Here is a 17,014-nt window from a genome sequence, read left to right as displayed (position 1 = left end):
GTCCCGCCCGCCGCAGGTTATTCACCCTGCGGCAGGCCATATGTTGACACCCTGGCGTGTCTCACACAAACGAATGTGTTCGGCTGAGGCCAGCGAGCGCTGGTCATGAGCAGGCCCCTCCATGTTGCGAAAGAGCGCTGACGCGCATTTCGTGACAATGGGGGGAAGTCGCGTCAACAAGACCCTGGCGTTGTCGCGGCGCGTCCGTCTTCGCAGCGAGGGCCCAAATCCGATAACACGACGACTGGGCAAACTCACACGGAGACACGAAGGACGCGGAGGAAATGGCGCCTGCCAAGCTCGATGGGGATGGGAGCTTGCCGTGCCACGCGCGGACCCGGGGCCTCCAAATTCTGCGCAAGAACCGCTTCGTACACTGTTTTCAACAGCCCGTGACCCGTCTCTCGATGAAGCCCCGCCGCGCAATCCGCAATAAAACTTCCTATCTCATTCTGTTTCGGAGGATTCAATCTTCGTGTTGCCTGCGTCTCCGTGTGAGTTCGTTCTTGTCGTTATGGAGGCCATACGATCCCTCCCGCGAGGGCTTTCCTATCAGGCGATTGGGGCGGGGGGATGGAAGTTGCACGGGGCGGTTCGCATTTGGTAAAGTATGGTCCCTGTGCGAAGAAAGAATACGTCTGGTCGCGTGAGAGGTTTGGGAGAATTCAGGAATGGCCAAGATCAAATCTGCCAAGAAGCGGATTAGGACCAACGAGCGTAATCGCCAACAGAATCAAGCGGTTCGCTCGAAGGTACGCACGTATATCAAGAACGTCTTATCGGCGGTCGAAGCCAAGGACGAAGCTAAGGTCAAGGAACTGGCGCCTGTGGCGTTGTCTGCAATCGATAAGGCGGCTGACAAAGGTGTTTTCCATCCGAACAACGCCGCGCGCAAAAAGTCGCGTTTGCAGAGACATATTGCTGCGATGAAGTCGTAGGCGTTGCGCGCCTGAGTTGGACGCGCCTGGCTCTTCTTGAGGCCGGGCGCGTTTTTTGTGGATCTTTCCGCTCGCGGGGCTTTTGCGGGGGACTGTCATGGATGGCGCCGCAAGTCTTTAATGAGCTCCAGCAAACGTCCCTTCACGTCAAAGTAGCGCACGATGCCCTGCTTGTCGATCAGAACGACCTGAGGCAGCACTGTAGCGGCGTATCGGGTGTGGGTGACCATGGGAGACGTGTCAACACCGACGGGAAACGTCATGCCCAAGCGGGCAGTGTAGGTTTTTACGACATTCGGCGGGTCGGAATCGTCATGGACGCCGACAAAGGTCACGTCGCTGGCGGAGTCGGCAAGCGCCTTGTGGAGCAGGAGCAGCTCCGAGAGTGGAGCGGCATTGGCGGCATAGGGGTCGAAACCCGCCCATAAGAGAAGCACGACGACCTTCCCTCGAAGTTCATCCAGGGTGAGCTCTTCACTATTAATCCATGCCTGGCAGGTTAGAGGCGGCGCAGGCTTGCCCACAAGCGAGCTCAAGTCATTTGGAGCGTTCCTGGGGTTGTTAGGTTGCACGTCCGGCTGGAACGGCCGCAAGGCGACAGTGATATCGTATTCTTTCTTGCGGATGTTTATAGAGAAATCGCGCCGGAGGAACCGCAATGCGTGTTCAGCGCGCATTTTCACTTCTTTTTCTTCAGGCACCACATCGAGAGGCATCTCGAATCTTCCCTCGGCGTCTGTGAGCGTATAGAGCGGCGTTTTCAGGTCCAAGGCACTGACCAGGACGGCTTCCAGGGGAGCATTGTCAGTATCCACCACCGTTCCGCTGAGCAGAGGCAGCTCGCTGAGGGGGATGGGCCGAACCTCGGTGAGAGGGACCTTCTCGATGCGCACCACGATATCGAGGGGTTCCGCGGGCATATACCCGGGTGGAGCAATGACATGCACACGGCCTTCCCCTGCTGCCGCTGTCAGCCGGTATTTGCCCAGCCGGTTGGTGTAGGTCAGGTCCTGCACGAAATCGTCTACAAGGTAGCTGAGCGCAACGCCGGGCATGGGATTGCCCTTGGGACCGACCACGGTTCCCTCGACCGTATGCGCGGGCGGCAGGGTGGCATCGACAATCGTATCATTCAGGCTGTCTTTGAGCCGGAGTTCACGAGGGGCCGGCGTGGGATAGCCGGGGTGATGGAATTCGAGCGAGTACGTGCCCGGCGGGATGGTTGCATTATAATAACCTTCCGCGTCCGCCAATATGTCGTACATGAGCAGGCGCTGGCCGTCGTCTTCGCGGAAGACAAGGGCGCGGGCAGAGGCTACCCCCGTTGCATCGGCAGCAGTGATGTGTCCTCGCAAGACCTGTCCCGGATAGAGTTGGGCGGGGTGTTGACGCGGGTGTGGAACCAGATACGGGAGAAAAAGTTCGCAGAACTTCCGGTGCTCGAGGGTAACCGCTACATAGCTTCCCTGGGGGATGCCAAGAATGGCCATGGCTCCGTCAGCATCGCTCCGTATGGAGGGAAAGCCGTACTGGACGAGGTCCTCCGTGAAGATCTCGAACGCGCCGCCAATGACCAGGCGCTTGACCCGCACTCCTTCAACGGGGTTGCCGACGTGGTCAATTACGCGGATACGCACCGTGTCGGGGGTTGCCATGCGAAGATCGACATTCAGATCGTCAAAGACGTGTCCGCTCAATCCGGTCAGAGCGAATTCCGCTTTTCGCGCGGCGAGAGTGATGCTTCCCGATTGCGCGCCGTGGAATAGAAACTCGCCCGTCTCGCTGGTTTTGGCAGCCGTTACGATACGTTCACGCGACAACCACACATCTGCCCCTGAGACGGGATTGCCCTCGGGGTCCAGCACGCGGCCCTGAATCTCGATAGCGTTTGCAGCCAGACACAAGGCGGTGAGGATGACAATGGCGCTTTGTCTCATTGGGACCCGCTTCGCAGTTGCCGGAGCATCGAGACTGGAGGCATCCCGAAAGTCTCCCGGACGACCTTCCCTTCAGACGAAATAAGGTACGTAGTGGCCGCACCCGGTTTCGATGCTTGGAGCACCGGGATTTGAGATTCTATCGGGGCCGCAATGGGAGCGTCAGCCACGACGACAACGCTGATCGTTGGTTCGGCAAGAAGGCTCGAGGCGTGCTCCCAGCCTTCAATCGTCATGGAGACCTGCTCGTGTTGGCAGAAGGCGAGCACGGCCGGACCCTTCTCCAGCCCGGACACCTCGGGCCCCGCGATTCTAGCGTAATCCCGCCATTTGAGCGGCTGTTGAAGCAGGGAGACCCCCGCCGCGGACTCAGGAACGGTTATCTCTCCTATGTCCTTGGTGGCGGCCGGAGCGAGCAGGAACGGGGGAGATTTCACATTGCCGCCCGGCGACTGTGCAATGCACTGCAACTGGACATGCGGGACGACGGAGGGGATCTCGAAGCGGCCATCGGGACCCGTAACGGTGCGCCAGATGGGCGATTCCATCTGGTCGTCGGCGAGAACAACACTCAGGATTACGCCGGGTACCGGGGGGCCCGACGCGCATCTGGTTTGCCCTGTAACCGTGGAGACGGGCAGGAGCTGCACCACCGGCTCCTTGGTGTCGCGGGCATTAAATGCGAACAGGGCGGCATGGTTCGAGGTCAGATGCTCCACAATGCCCATGATCACACCTTCAGAAGCAAGCTGTCCTACGCGCAAGGGGACCAGGCCCGCATCATCCGCGGATTGCCACCCGAACTGAGGCGGCTGTACAAGGGAGACCACACAGCGCGGGGCGGGCTCGAGCTCCTGGTCCACGATGGTCATGCGCACGTCAGGGGTTGGGAGCACCCAGAAGGCCGGCAGCTCGACATGCTCGTTTTCGGCGGCTTGGACGGGGCGGGCGTTACGTTCGGGAAGAATATAGCCGGGGGCCGACTCGAGAATCACCGTGTTCTCTCCTTCAACCCCCTGAAGCACGTATTGACCCAGCGCATTGGTCCGTGCGCTCGAGTCGGGGTTGCCGAACGCGCGCAAGACGATTCTGGCGCCGGGCACGGGGTCGCCGGTAACAGCATTGGCCACTTTTCCGCGAATCTCACACGCGGCCGCGGCGTAGACTACCAGGTCTTGTGCGCTATATTCCCCGGTTACCAGAAGCTCTTGCCATCCAACGCCACGGAAGTCTCCGCCCGTAACCTGGTAGAGATATACGCCGGGTTCGAGACGAAGCGCGAATTGCCCCGCGCCGTCGCTGCGTGTGACGGAAGTATCGTGAGGCGGCTGGGCGTTGCGCAGTACGACGGAGGCGCCGCTCAGAGGCTCTTTCGAAGAACGGGTCAGCACGCGTCCATTAATCAGCACTCCCCGCTTAAGCACGATTTTCACGCTGGCATCGCCCGCGGGGATGTCCGTAACTCCTTGTTGAGCGTATCCCTGGCAGGCGATCTTCAGCGCAAACATGCCGTCTTCGGGCAGGGTCGACAGGGTGAAATGGCCTTTTGCGTCGCTCACGACAGGTTCGAACCCTACCGGTTCCAGCTTGGTATACGGAATACCGAGTTTTGTGGTTGCATTCGGGTTCTTGGCCTGGGGTTCGTTCATGAGGCCGACCCGGATAATGCGCGCGCCCGAGACGGGGTCGCCTTCCTCATTCTGGATCGTACCCGACAGGCTGGTCCTGGGCCGCAGACGAATGGTGAGGTCGCCGATACGTTCGTCGCTTGGCACGGTAATGCTGAGACCGCCAAAGGCATAGGCGCCGGCAATGGCAAAGACGCCAACGGTACCGGCGTCAACATTTTCGAACCGGTACATGCCGTCGTTGTCAGCACGGGACTCCCGCACGGGTCCGGCAAGTCCCTGTTCGACGAACACGCGGGCTTGCGGCACGGGCTTCCCCTCCAGGGTCAGCACTTGACCCGAGAGGGTGGAACCACTGCCTGCAGCGCAGATTGCCAACGCCGCCACTGTGAAGAAAGTCATAGCCGCCGCCTTGTCGGGTTGAATCTGAAGAGCCGTTGGGAAACCTCCCGGACGCCGGCCATCATCATGAAGGGCCGCTAATATCCGTTTCGGACGACACTTCCCACTACGTCCTTCAACAATCGGTCATAATTCAGTTTGTAACTTTGCAGGAGCGCCTCTTCGGGGGGTATCCCTTGAGCGAGGGCATCCATCATGGGGACGAGCCCCTGGGTTCCGTAGCGCCGCCAGAGGTATCGCGTGGCGGCATGGGCCTGGCGGTAGGCCAGCCGCAGGTCGTATTCGCTTGCCATTCTCACCTGGGATTCTTGAATCCGGTCAAATGGGATAAGTTCGTTGTTGTCATAGGCCTGCCGGAGGAAAGCGACATCGCGCGGCGAAAGCTCGTCCGAAAACGTTTCCGCCAGCCCCTCGTTGAGCCACCATGGCGCTTTTTCCCGGCAAAGGTAACGGACCACGACATGCGTGTATTCGTGGTAAAGCAGGCGGCGCAGCTCCTCCGGGGTGATCAGGCTGCCCGTATCGTCGCTTACGGGAAGCCGAATCGTACCGTCGTAGATTGCCGCCACGTGAGGGCCAAGGGCTGTGGCGCGAGCGAAGTCGTCGGCGATGTAGACTTTGACCTGGATAGGGGTTGGAGGAAAGATGTTTCCGAAATTCCGGCCGATGTCTCTGTATGCGTGCTCCAACACGGTCAAGGTTTGCCGAATAAGACCGTGGTCCGTCTCAGGGGCATGTCCGATTTCGAAGTGCCTGGACCGAAGACCGCGGAAATTGTACTCTACGGCATCTTCGCGGTACCCCTTTTCCAGTTTCTCCTGGAGACCGGCGCGGCCGGGGTTTACCTCCGCCACGAATTCCCATTGAGCCAACGCGGCGGACAGGTCGTTATCCTGGTAATACGCATCTCCGAGAAGTTCGTGGGCATCCAGGTTCTCCGGCGCCAGCAGTATGGCTTCTTCCAGCCTGGCGATGGCATCCTGAACGAGTCCCATGCGAAGAAAATACGACCCGAGCTGAATCCTGGGCATGGGATTGTCGGAATCGACCTTTATGGACTCCTCGAGCTGTTGGGCCGCTGTGGAATAGTCTCCTGCCTCGGCAAGCTGTCCTGCATACGCTTGATACGCGTTCGAGAGGTTTCGCAAGACGGTCTGATTGTCTGGAACGAGCGCGGCTGCCTGCAAGAAGCATTGGAGAGCGTTGACCCAATCGCCCGCGGAATAATGCTCAACACCGAGGGCATTCCATTCCGGCGCGCTATGCTCAACGTCTTGCGCGTGGCTCAGGCCGCCCAGAACCAGCGCGGACAGGAGCAAGAGCACCCGAAACCGATCATTAATCCGTTTCCTCATCGTATGCCTAGTCCGGGACGACCGCAATGGCTTCAATCTCAACCTTGATATCAAACGGCAGTCTTCCCGCTTGAATACATGTTCTTGCGGGGGGATTCATTGGGAAGTATTCTTTATATATCTCGTTAAACTCGCTGAAGCTGTTCATGTCTGCCAGATACACATTCACCTTGACGACATGTTGGAGTCCGGAGCCGGCATCTTCGAGAATCATTTTCAGATTGGTCAATGTCAGGCGAACTTCGTCCTCGAGAGAGCCCTTCTTCACGCCGCTTCCGTCGGGCGCAACAGGGCCTTGGCCGGAAACGAAAAGCAGATTTCCCGCTGCCACCGCATGCGAGTAGGGGCCCTGCGCGGGAGGCCCATTCTTCGAGAAGATGCACCACTTATTCATAGAACCGGCTCCGACCTCGCTTGTTTGTTGTCAAAAAAAGTATCACACGCGCTAGTGCTCGTCAAATCCATGGTTTTTCATCTATTCATAACGCACGCGCGCGGCCTGGGGTTACGGCTTCGTATCTCATGTTGAGTGCGGCATCCTTGCCACCATATGATACGCGGCGCCCAGCGGAGCGGCCATGTTCTGCACAAGGCGCCCGCAACGTTCGTGTATACTTACGTAACGTTTGGCGGACTTCACGAGTGTAGACGCCTGATTTGAATGGCGGGGGGTTATCGTGAGGCCTACTGAACTCTCTGTGGTTGAAAAATGTCACCCCCGACAGCGACAGGAGCCGGGGGAGGGGGGACGGCGTTCGTCCACTGTAACCACTCATGTCGAGCGAGGGACCAGGACGATAGCCTGTTCAACTCAAGGATAGCTGCATCAACAAATCTAAGAGGGGAAACAAGTGAGACCAGGGGAATCCGAGAGAGCCGATGCGAAAAGCAACGGTCCGGCGCCGCGGGTTGGGGCCGTTGTCCTGACTTGGAACGATTACGAGATGGCGCAAAGGTGTATCGCTTCCTTATATGAAAACGGCTACCCTGACTTTGAAGTCTTTCTTGTGGACAATGGTTCCCGTTTTGACACCATCACCCCCCTGAAGGCGGCCTTTCCGAAGCTGCACATCATTGCCCTGGACAAGAATTACGGCTTTACCGGCGGCTGCAACCGGGGCATGGAAAAAGCCCTGGAAGCGGGCGCCGACTACGTGTTCCTTCTCAACAACGACACCATTGTTGCCAGTAACGCCATAGCTGAACTGGTGAATGAAATGGAGAAACGCCCTGATGCGGCGATGGCAAGCGCCCTGGTCTTGAACCCGGGCGATGACAAGACCATACAATCCTACCGCTCTATTATCCGCCGGGATAGGGCGTGGATAGAGCGGCCTGACACAAACGTCACATGGTCGAAGGCTTTTGAGAAGACCATAGAGACGGACTTTGCGCCGGCGTGTGCGGTGATGTTTCGAAGGGAGGCCCTGGAAACCGTCGGCCTATTTGATGAGTCCTTGTTCACGAATTGGGAAGACTACGATCTTTGCATTCGGTTTGCCGATGCGGGGTGGAAGATTCTCGTGGTGGGCAAGGCGGAGGTTGTTCATGCTCATGGCATGACTACCGGACTCGTTTCGCCGTTCATCATCTATTATGGCGTGCGTAACAGGTTCATATGCCTTGTACGGCACGGCCGGGCAATCGGCATCCTTCGAAACAGCATATTCCTGCTGCGTTCGTGCTGGGGGAAGGTGAAGTCGTACGGCTTAACCAACTGGCCCTGTCATAAAGCCGCGTTCGCGGCCCTGGTCCATTTCCTTCTCGGAGTGCGTGGTCCCGGATTCGACAAACTGAAGCGGGATGACGCGGTCACCGGCAGAAAGACCGAAAGCTAAGCCCGAACCTTCCGGGCGCCACACCAATCCCCCTATGGGGGCGCTCAGATTGAGCCGCATGGGAAACCGGAGAGCAGTCTACGGTTTCTCGCGGAAATACTCTTGGAGGCTTTCGCGCCAGCCCGGCATGATGTCGAGCCCTTGCTCTCGCAGATGTTTATTGTCCAGCACCGAATAATCCGGCCGGCGCACCGGCGACGGGAAGTCGGCGCTGGTGGCTTTGTCGAGGCGCACCCGGGTGTTTGTCTCTTCGAATATGGCACGGGCGAAGTCAAACCAGCTGCATTCACCCTGGCTGGTGGCATGGTACACCCCCGGTTCGGCCTTTTCGACTGCCAGGCGAATCTGGCGCGCCAAGGCCAACGTGAAAGTGGGGGAGACAACCTCATCGGTTACCACTTTGACGGCGCCCTTGGTTGCGGCCAGATGGAGCATAAGCTCAACGAAGTTCTTTCCGCCCTTGGCCCGGCACGGGGCATGCCCGTAGATTGCGGACGTGCGGACAATCAGAAGGTCGCGGCACTCCGCTGCCGCCAGGTACTCGCCCGCGACCTTCGAGGCCCCATACACGTTCAGGGGCGCCGGCGCATCGGTTTCGACATAGGGACGCCGGGCGCCATTACCAAAAACGTAGTCCGTGCTGATATGGACCAGCCGGGCACGGGCGTGATGGCAAATCCGGGCCAAATCGCGGACTCCCGAGGCGTTGACCGCAAATGCCTGAGCGGGGTCCTTCTCGCATTCCGGGACATTGTGTGCGGCCGCTGTGTTTATCACGATGTCGGGCCGCAGCTCATCGGCTATAAGAGCCCGGACGCGCTCGGGATCGCACAAGTCCAGCGGCACCTTGGCGCCGGATAGATCCGCTTCGATGAGCGTCGCGTCTTGGAACACGCGGGAGACGTCCCGTCCTAACTGGCCTGCCGCGCCAATAACAAGGACCTTCATCGAGAATCTCCGGGTAAGGATGGAAGCGGCCGCTATTTGACCGCTCTGCGCTGTTCCAGCTCCTTGAACACTTGGATATTATAGAAGCGCTTGTCCGAGAAGTCGCCGAATTCACTCAGATGCTGGTAAAGGTTCCGCACCGTGTCCGCTACCGAATACTTGGGGTTGAATCCGAGGCAGGTGCGCGCTTTCTCGCATGTTACCTTGTAGTTTCGGAAATCCTGCTGATTCGCGACCTCTATGGCGATGTGTTTGCCGGTCAACTCCATGAGTTCCTCGCGCACGATGTCGCCGACCTGGCCTACGGTGAAGTTGTCGTAGGCGACATTGAACGGCCCGTTTATGGATGGGTCGGCCTGAATGGCTCTCAAGAACGCCGCACAGGTGTCGCGCACGTCGAGCAAGGGGCGCCAGATGGAAGGGTTGTTGATCGTAATCTTCCCATTGATCAAACCGCACCGGAACATCGTGTTGATAATAAGGTCGAAGCGCATGCGGGGGCTGTACCCACACACCGTGCCCTGTCGCAGGGCGATTGTTGAGAACCCATCTCCCTGTAACTGCATGACGCCGCGTTCCCCCTGCAATTTCGAGATCCCATAGGGATAATTACATGTAACCGGAGAATCTTCGTCATAAAGTGTATTAACGGTGTACCCGTAGATTGAACAGGAACTGGCATAGATAAAGCGTTGCACGCCTGCCTTCTTAGCAATAAAGGCCAAGTAAGAGGGCAGAGCCCCGTTTTCAACGAAGTTGCGGGCGGGGCTGAACTCGGCCATGGGATCGTTCGAGAGCCCTGCGAGAAAGACGATCTGGTCATACCCTTCCAGATCTTTCTCGGTAAGGTCAAATAACTGTCTCTGCAGCACGCGAGTTCCTTCCGGCAGCCTGTTTCCGAACCACAACAGATCGACCACCGTAACCTCGTACCCGTGCTCCTGCAAAACAGGAACGAGTGTGGACCCGATAAAACCCGCGCCGCCGCCCACAAGAATCTTGGTCATGTCTACCTGCCCTTTCTGCTGTCTTTCTCCGTCATCAGTGTATCAGTCAGAAATTGTATTCCGCTTGCTGAAATCGTGGAGCGGCCTTGTCCTTCTGGCTGATTATCGTCGGCGCCACCGGCCAGTCAATGCCTACGTCCGGGTCATCGTAGCAAATGGCCCGTTCGGCCTCGGGGACATGGATACTCGTGCATTTGTAATAGACCAGGGAGTCGTCCTCAAGTGCCACAAAACCATGAGCAAAGGACGGAGGAAAGTACAGAGCCAGATTGTTCTCGGCGCTGAGTTCGCGCCCGATCCATTTGCCGAAAGTAGGCGATTTTCGGCGCAAGTCGATACCGACGTCGAATATTTTGCCGGAAATAACGCGAACCAGCTTGCCCATTCCGTGGGGCGCCAATTGATAATGCATGCCCCTGAGCACACCTTTAGCCGATTTGCTCTGGCAGTCTTGGACGAAGGTTTCGTTGAAACCCGCTTCAGACCAGACCTTCCGCGAATACGCTTCCGAGAAGAAGCCACGTTCGTCGTTGAATCGCTTTGTGCGTACCTCCAGGACCCCCTCGATTGCGGTTGGAATCAAATCCACCGGCATCGGCATTTTGGACACCTCCTGTCCGAAAACCGCGTGCGCGCGGCAATGTCCCCATGAAACTTCGCTATGGTATTAGACAGCGGGGAACAAGTCAAAAGAACCTATTTTGTGCCCCGGTAACCGCCCGTTCAGTCCCCAAGGCCCGTGGGCCTCACGGGTCCTTTGCGCCCTATTGGACTTACCCGGCGGCGTCCTGCGCGGGCTTTCTCGCGAGGATGTTCTGGCGCACGATGCGGTATCCCATGCGAAGCAGCGCCGCTTCGAGGATGAGACCCAAGGCCACGAAGACGGGGGTGTTGGCGAAGGGCCAGGGCGTTCCGCGCCATTCGGCAAGGAGGCCGAACCCGACTGCGCCGAGCAGGGAGCCCAGCCCGACCATACCTTCGTGAATGGATACCCGCTGATGTTTCTTGACCGGATTGGCCACGCTGTATGCCTGGCTGGCAAAGAAACATACGCCGGCGGCAGTTCCCACAACCGCGCAGCACAGGGTCATGACGACGAGGCTCGTGGTAAACGACAGCACCCAGAACGCGGCCGCGGCGGCTGCCTGAAACATCAGAAGCACCCAGAACCGGTGCTGCCAGGCGTGGGTGTGTCCCATGATGAGCGAGGTACCCGCCCGCGTAGCGTTCATGATGATGGCCAACACGGAAAAGTAGACGACGGGCGCGGCGGTCAGGGGAGTGCCGTCACCCGCTTTTACCAGACACAGGGCGCCGGCGTCCGCCAGCTCTTCCATGCGGAAGCTGAAGACAGCCGTTACCGCGTTGAAAAGCGTGCTGCCGAGTACCAGGGAGAACCAGGCCGAATAAAGGCACGCTTCGCTGCGCTTGGTGTGTCCGATGTTCGCGGTGCGGGTGTCGTCAGCGTCCGCGGCGGTCATGCGGGATTCGTGGGGCAGACCGGCCACAAGGGCTACGGCGCCCCCTGCCGCAAGGGCCGTGGCCAGGAACGGCAAACGGTAGTCGATCGGCGACAGGACCCACGTCGCGAATGGCGCGCAGGTGAGACCCATGGTCCACGAGACGTTGTAAAGGGCCAAGCGCCGCGTACGCGTGGCCGGGTCAGGCTCTGCGCCAACCCACGACTGCATGGCCGGCCAGTACAGGGCAGGGAACACCATGCCGATGGTGGTCAGGGCAACGTAAAAATACGGATTGGGCAGCGCGACGCCCAAGGGGAAAACGATCGCGAAACCCAGGCCGCCAATAATGCCCATGACGAGGCCGTTGGAGAGGCGTCCCACGTACCGGGCGGAAACGATGCTTGCGGCGGCGTACAACGCCCATTGGAGCCCCGTGATGACTCCGGACATGCCCGCCCCCCCTTCCAGCACATTGAAAATGTAAAAGGGAGAAGCCGTAAGCCCGCAGACCATGGCGAAATCGAACAGGAACGCGGCTCCGAATTGTCTATGGTGTGGTTTGAACATAAGCCGCGAGAGTGTACGCAGGCTGTGGCGAAATATCAAGGCGCTTTTGAAACGAGAGAACAACGCCGCGGCAGCAGCCGGTCTTTTCTGGTAGACTAACGCCCCGAAGAGGCGGATGCGAAGACTGGAGGCCTGGACACATGAGACGGCGAATCCTGATAGCGTCTTTTTTCCTTGATATCCTGGTGATTCTGGTCATTGTAGGGGGCTATTTCTATTTGAACCCGCGCCGCGGGCCCCGACTGGAGGTGGATTTCCGCAAGGATGCCTACATCGAGCAAGTACATGGCGCCACCGTCCTCCATCTCAAGGGTTCGGGATACGAGATGGGATACCAGCACGGCGCTCTGGCGAAGAATCATGTACAAGCGGCGATGGCGCGGTTTGACGAGCTTCTCGACCGCGCTCGTGAAGAAGTGGGGATGCCTCGTTTCGCCACGGAAATGGTTTTGGACGCGGTTTACCGCTGGTGCTCAGCGGACATCCCCGAGCGCTATAAACGCGAGATGGAAGGGCTTGCCGACGGAGCGGGGGTTTCGCTCAAGAATGTTCGGCGCGCGCACGTGATTGACGTGGTCACCGAGCGCGCGTGCAGCGTGTTTGCTGTATTCGGCACGGCTACCGAGGGTGGAAAGACCTATCTGGGCCGCAATTTCGACTGGATCATGGAAGGCGGGCTGCAGAACAACGCCGCTCTCATACTCTACGAACCTGAAGGATACAGGCCTTTCGCGTCGGCCGGGTATCTGGGCAACGTCGGCGTCTTGTCCGGGATGAACCTGGACAAAATAGCCATCGGGCAGATCGGGGCCATCTCGAAGGACTCCGATTGGTCAGGTATCCCGATGATGATGTTGTTGCGCCGGGTGCTCGAAGAAGCGGGGAACATCGATGACGCCGCCAATATCGTCAACACGGCCGACCGGACGGTGGGATACAACTTCGTCTTTGCTGACGGAAAGGCCGGTGAAGGCGTGGCGTTGGAGACCAGCGCCAATCACTGCGCGGCGTTCCGCGACAATGACCCGGCGGAGACGGTCGAGTACGCGTTGCCCATCGAAGACGCCGTGTTCAGGGCGGATGAGGCCATGGACCAGACTGTGCGGAGTTTTCAGACCTGCTCCAAAGGCTATCCAAACATGCCGTACGGGAGCAATTCGTATGACCACCGGTACATGGGGATGGCCTCCCGAATCAAGGCAAGCCACGGGAAGATAACCCAGGAAACCGCTCTTCAGATCACCCGGGATGTCGCGATGCGCGGGGCGAACCTTCACAGCGTGCTCTGCGACTGCACCGATCTCCGCTTGTGGGTGGCGCATGCAAAGGGAACCGAGGACGCCTGGAAGCAGGAATACGTCGAGTACGACCTCCCGGAATTGTTCAAGAAGCCCGAGGCGCGTTCGAAGTAATCTGAGAATCCGCGGCGCGTGTGCCGGTCCGCTGCATCTCAGGGTGTGCCGCCCATTTGCTTGAAGGTTTCCGCGTCCATGACCACGGCGCCGGGGGGCGGCGTATAGGTGAATCGGGCGGGATCGAGTTTGGGGTCTATCTTGTAGTCCCTGTAATCGACTGTCATGAGGGGCGTCTCCTCCTGGCCAAACATCAGCATCCTTATGGGGAAGCCGGTCTTCCGCGAGAGGGACAGGAGCGTCTTGTCGAATTGCGGCTTGCCGGCGGCGTTGGATTGCTTTTCCGCATCCTGTTTGGGACGCAGCTCGAACACGTAGACGGGTTCGCCGTTGAGGTTGTCGCCGGGTAAGACTTTGATGTCATACTGCTCGTGCATCTGCTTGAATGCTTCCCGGCCGCCGGGGGAGACGATCTGCGACTGCTTGTCGGCTTTCGACTTGAACACCATGGTCTGGCCCATCATGCTTGTTTGCGTGAACATGCCGGTCCCGTCATGGACGACGAGCATCTTGTTGGGCATTGCACTTTCGCCCATGGTAAGAGTCTGGTCCAGTTCCAGCCGATAGACCATGCTGGCGTTTTTCTTCATGCCTTCCAGAGTGCCCTTACCCGATATTTCCACGTTCGTGGCGCCCCGTAAAGATTGGCCCTTCATCTCGATCTTGGCTGAGTACGCGCTGACCTTGTCCCATTGGGCCGATAGCTCATCTTCGATTTCCGCCAGTTCCTTGGCGCTGGCCGCAGAAGCCACGGCGAGACAGATGATGCCCGGCAGCAGTGCCAGGATGGCGCGACGATTCATTGGTTTCCCTCCTGTAGCAGCACCGTCACGGGATTGAGCGGCTGCCGGTCGTACGAGAGCCGTGAGACCCCGTTTCCCTCCGTTGAAACACAGGCGCGGATACTAGGGCATTGCGGCATTGCAATCAAGCGGCTGTATTCGTGGAGTTTCGAGTAAAGTTTTGTGCGGTCAGAAAGCTCATGATATACTCGATTTCATTCACTTGGGGCAAGAGCTCCGTTCTGTGATGGGAGTGGGGACTTTTCGTTTGGCTGAGGTCTGAATAGGATGACGGCAGGGGAGAAGCAGAGCCTGTATGCAGATTGAATTGATCACTGTCGGCTGCGTGTGTGCGGATGTGATTGTGCGCCCGGTTGATACCTACCCCGAGCGCGGGCACCTGCAGCTGTTGCCCGACCTGGAAATTCACCTGGGCGGTCTTGCGGGGGTGACGGCGGCGGTATTCGCGCAGCTCGGCGGCAAGTCCGCCCTGATCGGAAAACTGGGGGCGGATGGATTCGGCGACTACATTATTGGCGCTCTGATCCGCGCGGGCGTGAATACGGAGCATGTCCGCCGTGTGAAATCCGAACATACGTCCGCAACGATAGTTCTTGTCACGTCGGAAGGCGAAAGGACATTTCTACACCATTTGGGGACAAACGGGACCACAACGCCGGGCGAGATCGACATAGCCTTGGCCAAACGGTCAAACGCTTTTCACTGGGGCGGCCCTGGGGTGACGCCCGGTCTCACCGGCGAGGGCATGGGAGCGGTCTTCCGGGAATTGCGCGAGGCGGGCGTCATGACCTCGATGGACACGTGCTTCGACGGTTCGGGCACGTGGTTTCCCCTTATTGAAGCGGCGTTACCCCACCTGGATGTGGTAATGACCAGCCTTCACGAAGCGCGGCACTACACGGGCAAGCAGGACCCTGAAGAGATCGTGGCGTTTTTCCGCTCCTTCGGCCCGAAATACGTGATGCTGAAGCTTGGGGGCGACGGTATGATTGTCGAAACTGCCGAGGAATCGCACCATCTGAAAGCTCACCGGGTCGAACCCGTGGATACGACCGGAGCGGGGGACGCCGCGTGTGCGGGGTTCCTGTACGGCCTTCTGAACGGGTGGGGGCTATACCGGAGCGGGAAGCTGGCCAACGCGGTGGGGGGCCTGACGGTGCAGCATATGGGAGGGGCCGAAGCGATCACTTCGCTCGAGGATACAATTGCCTTCATGGAGAGCGGTTCCTGATTCAAAATAATGGCGTCTGGCACAGGTTGCAGGGAGTTGAGGCCATGGGTAAGGCACTTCTTATTGCGGCAGTTGCGGTTATGTTGGTCGCTCAAGCCGACGAAGGCGTCGTTACAAGCACGGATCTGGTCGCGCCGGATGTCTCCGCATCTGAACGCGATGGGCAAGCCAGATCGGTGGAGTCCCCCAAGGCGCCGGCGCCGCAGGAGACAGCGCCGATTGCGCAGGACCGCAAAACCGAAGATATGAAGGAAACGCCGCCGGCTAAGGAGAGCGCGGCTTCGCAGGAAAGACCGGAAGCACCTCGAAAGGTGAATTCGGAAGATGCACGCAGTCATAAGGCTGTGGCCGCCTTCTGGTTCATCCTTCCGGAGACCTGATTCCGTGTTTACCAATAGTGTCTCAGCGAGAATAATCGGAGCTGGCGCGCTTTTTATCGTCCTGCTCCGGGCGTTTGTTGCGCCCGCCCAGGAACCTTTTCGCCAGATTGAGGCGGGCACCAATCTGCGCGATGTTGCCGTAAATGGCCCGAGCGGCGTTCTGTTTTTTTCTGCGTATGCCCGGGGAGAAGTCTGGAAAACCAGCGCCGCGACGGGCGAGCTCATTGCGAAGGCGAAGTCCGGCAACGGACCCGCAAACCTGGCCCTGAGTCTTGATAAGCGGTTCATCGCATGCGTCAACAAATTGTCCACGGATGCTGCTGTATTCGAGGCAGATACCATGGTGGCGGCCGGGACGTTTGCGTGCGGCGCGGGCGCATCGGATGTCACTGCTCTTGGGGATTCCGCCTTTGCGGTTGTGAACAGCTTCGCCGATACCGTAACCCTAATCGATGTCCTGGCAGGGAAAACGGCCCTGATCGAGGACGTTGGGCAGGTCCCGAACGGAGCAGCCTACTCTGCGCCGTTGCTGGGAGTCACAACACGTCTGCCTGGGGCCCTGATTCTGCTCGACATTTCCAATGGGTTCTCGTCAATTCAGAGAAAGCGCGTGGTTCTGCCCGCAACCCCAGTGGCCATTGTGGCGGAGAACGACGCCTGCTTTCTGGTGGCAACGGAGACAGGATTGGTTCGCGTGGACGGCCGGTCCGGCAACGTGCTGAGCCAATCCGATGTTGTTGCGCAGGATCTGGCCACGTGTGGAGAACGAATCCTCGCGCTGCGCGGCGATACGCTGGTCGAATTTGACGCCGCCCTGAGAACCGTGACCAGCACGCCTCTCGCGGTACCGGCCACGCGTGTGGATTGTTCCGGCGGCCTCATCGCGCTGGTAGCACCCCTTCAGGAGGTCTGGCTGCTGAACAGTCCCCCCTCGGGCATCCCGAAGGTCGAGCCGGTCCGGGAGGAGACGGCTCCGCTCGAGCCTCTGGGGCCCGCGCCCGAGTCGTCCGCGGCGCCCGAGCCGCCCACGGAAGCGCCCGTAGCGCCGCCTGCCGTATCGGAGCCCGTCACGCCTGTACCCGCGCAACCTTCCCAGCAGCCCCCC

Annotated in this window: 15 protein-coding genes; 6 read left to right on the top strand and 9 right to left on the bottom strand. The window is 59.1% G+C overall.

Annotation, left to right across the window (positions count from 1 at the left end; translation table 11 throughout):
* The first annotated feature begins 671 nt into the window (after positions 1–671).
* Positions 672–938, top strand: coding sequence for a 30S ribosomal protein S20 (rpsT, locus tag PLJ71_10815; protein HQM49170.1), 267 nt, complete (start codon positions 672–674; stop codon positions 936–938).
* Between the two features lie 95 nt (positions 939–1,033).
* Here the strand turns inward: rpsT and PLJ71_10810 are convergent, their stop codons facing one another.
* The 4 genes from PLJ71_10810 to PLJ71_10795 all read right to left on the bottom strand — a co-directional run bounded on the left by PLJ71_10810 (position 1,034) and on the right by PLJ71_10795 (position 6,654).
* Complete coding sequence (locus PLJ71_10810) at positions 1,034–2,875, bottom strand: carboxypeptidase regulatory-like domain-containing protein (protein HQM49169.1); 1,842 nt, start codon at positions 2,873–2,875, stop codon at positions 1,034–1,036.
* Entirely contained in the window at positions 2,872–4,905 is a 2,034-nt protein-coding gene (locus PLJ71_10805) for a carboxypeptidase-like regulatory domain-containing protein (protein HQM49168.1), read from the bottom strand. The genes PLJ71_10810 and PLJ71_10805 overlap by 4 nt, the downstream gene beginning before the upstream one ends.
* A 77-nt stretch (positions 4,906–4,982) precedes the next feature.
* Positions 4,983–6,260, bottom strand: coding sequence for a tetratricopeptide repeat protein (locus tag PLJ71_10800; GenBank protein ID HQM49167.1), 1,278 nt, complete (start codon positions 6,258–6,260; stop codon positions 4,983–4,985).
* 7 nt (positions 6,261–6,267) lie between these two features.
* On the bottom strand, positions 6,268–6,654 hold the full coding sequence (locus tag PLJ71_10795) for a RidA family protein (GenBank protein HQM49166.1): 387 nt from the start codon (positions 6,652–6,654) through the stop codon (positions 6,268–6,270).
* Between the two features lie 457 nt (positions 6,655–7,111).
* Between PLJ71_10795 and PLJ71_10790 the strand changes: the two genes are divergently transcribed.
* Positions 7,112–8,098: a glycosyltransferase family 2 protein gene (locus tag PLJ71_10790; GenBank protein ID HQM49165.1), complete on the top strand. Its 987-nt coding sequence runs from the start codon at positions 7,112–7,114 to the stop codon at positions 8,096–8,098.
* Positions 8,099–8,176: 78 nt separating this feature from the next.
* Here the strand turns inward: PLJ71_10790 and rfbD are convergent, their stop codons facing one another.
* The 4 genes from rfbD to PLJ71_10770 form a co-directional block, all read right to left on the bottom strand.
* Positions 8,177–9,046 (bottom strand): dTDP-4-dehydrorhamnose reductase, encoded by an 870-nt coding sequence (gene rfbD, locus PLJ71_10785; protein ID HQM49164.1) that lies wholly within the window; start codon positions 9,044–9,046, stop codon positions 8,177–8,179.
* A 32-nt stretch (positions 9,047–9,078) separates the two neighbouring features.
* A complete protein-coding gene (locus tag PLJ71_10780; protein ID HQM49163.1) occupies positions 9,079–10,053 on the bottom strand; it encodes an SDR family oxidoreductase in 975 nt (324 codons plus the stop codon).
* A gap of 46 nt (positions 10,054–10,099) precedes the next feature.
* Complete coding sequence (gene rfbC / locus PLJ71_10775; protein HQM49162.1) at positions 10,100–10,648, bottom strand: dTDP-4-dehydrorhamnose 3,5-epimerase; 549 nt, start codon at positions 10,646–10,648, stop codon at positions 10,100–10,102.
* A 178-nt stretch (positions 10,649–10,826) separates the two neighbouring features.
* On the bottom strand, positions 10,827–12,083 hold the full coding sequence (locus PLJ71_10770) for an MFS transporter (protein ID HQM49161.1): 1,257 nt from the start codon (positions 12,081–12,083) through the stop codon (positions 10,827–10,829).
* Between the two features lie 140 nt (positions 12,084–12,223).
* Here PLJ71_10770 and PLJ71_10765 point away from each other — a divergent pair, with 140 nt between their 5' ends.
* On the top strand, positions 12,224–13,495 hold the full coding sequence (locus tag PLJ71_10765; protein HQM49160.1) for a C45 family autoproteolytic acyltransferase/hydrolase: 1,272 nt from the start codon (positions 12,224–12,226) through the stop codon (positions 13,493–13,495).
* 38 nt (positions 13,496–13,533) lie between these two features.
* Here the strand turns inward: PLJ71_10765 and PLJ71_10760 are convergent, their stop codons facing one another.
* Complete coding sequence (locus PLJ71_10760) at positions 13,534–14,298, bottom strand: hypothetical protein (GenBank protein ID HQM49159.1); 765 nt, start codon at positions 14,296–14,298, stop codon at positions 13,534–13,536.
* 295 nt (positions 14,299–14,593) lie between these two features.
* On the opposite strand from PLJ71_10760, the gene PLJ71_10755 reads away from it, so the two are divergent.
* The 3 genes from PLJ71_10755 to PLJ71_10745 all read left to right on the top strand — a co-directional run.
* On the top strand, positions 14,594–15,529 hold the full coding sequence (locus PLJ71_10755; GenBank protein HQM49158.1) for a carbohydrate kinase family protein: 936 nt from the start codon (positions 14,594–14,596) through the stop codon (positions 15,527–15,529).
* A 44-nt stretch (positions 15,530–15,573) separates the two neighbouring features.
* Positions 15,574–15,909, top strand: a complete 336-nt coding sequence (locus PLJ71_10750; GenBank protein HQM49157.1) for a hypothetical protein — start codon at positions 15,574–15,576, stop codon at positions 15,907–15,909.
* Positions 15,910–15,913: 4 nt separating this feature from the next.
* Positions 15,914–17,014: hypothetical protein (locus PLJ71_10745; GenBank protein HQM49156.1), on the top strand; the 1,101-nt coding region annotated here is incomplete at its 3' end.

The organism is Candidatus Hydrogenedentota bacterium, assembly GCA_035416745.1.
Taxonomy (GTDB): Bacteria; Hydrogenedentota; Hydrogenedentia; order Hydrogenedentales; family SLHB01; genus UBA2224.
Note: the sequence above shows the minus strand (reverse complement) of the source record. Positions and strands in the feature narration are given on the sequence as shown.

Excerpts from the sequence above, each read along its gene's own strand:
- rpsT (HQM49170.1), top strand. The coding sequence starts at position 672 with ATGGCCAAGATCAAATCTGCCAAGAAGCGGATTAGGACCAACGAGCGT.
- PLJ71_10770 (HQM49161.1), bottom strand. The coding sequence starts at position 12,083 with ATGTTCAAACCACACCATAGACAATTCGGAGCCGCGTTCCTGTTCGAT.
- PLJ71_10765 (HQM49160.1), top strand. The coding sequence starts at position 12,224 with ATGAGACGGCGAATCCTGATAGCGTCTTTTTTCCTTGATATCCTGGTG.
- PLJ71_10780 (HQM49163.1), bottom strand. The coding sequence starts at position 10,053 with ATGACCAAGATTCTTGTGGGCGGCGGCGCGGGTTTTATCGGGTCCACA.
- rfbD (HQM49164.1), bottom strand. The coding sequence starts at position 9,046 with ATGAAGGTCCTTGTTATTGGCGCGGCAGGCCAGTTAGGACGGGACGTC.
- PLJ71_10760 (HQM49159.1), bottom strand. The coding sequence starts at position 14,298 with ATGAATCGTCGCGCCATCCTGGCACTGCTGCCGGGCATCATCTGTCTC.
- PLJ71_10810 (HQM49169.1), bottom strand. The coding sequence starts at position 2,875 with ATGAGACAAAGCGCCATTGTCATCCTCACCGCCTTGTGTCTGGCTGCA.
- PLJ71_10800 (HQM49167.1), bottom strand. The coding sequence starts at position 6,260 with ATGAGGAAACGGATTAATGATCGGTTTCGGGTGCTCTTGCTCCTGTCC.
- rfbC (HQM49162.1), bottom strand. The coding sequence starts at position 10,648 with ATGCCGGTGGATTTGATTCCAACCGCAATCGAGGGGGTCCTGGAGGTA.
- PLJ71_10795 (HQM49166.1), bottom strand. The coding sequence starts at position 6,654 with ATGAATAAGTGGTGCATCTTCTCGAAGAATGGGCCTCCCGCGCAGGGC.
- PLJ71_10805 (HQM49168.1), bottom strand. The coding sequence starts at position 4,905 with ATGACTTTCTTCACAGTGGCGGCGTTGGCAATCTGCGCTGCAGGCAGT.
- PLJ71_10755 (HQM49158.1), top strand. The coding sequence starts at position 14,594 with ATGCAGATTGAATTGATCACTGTCGGCTGCGTGTGTGCGGATGTGATT.
- PLJ71_10750 (HQM49157.1), top strand. The coding sequence starts at position 15,574 with ATGGGTAAGGCACTTCTTATTGCGGCAGTTGCGGTTATGTTGGTCGCT.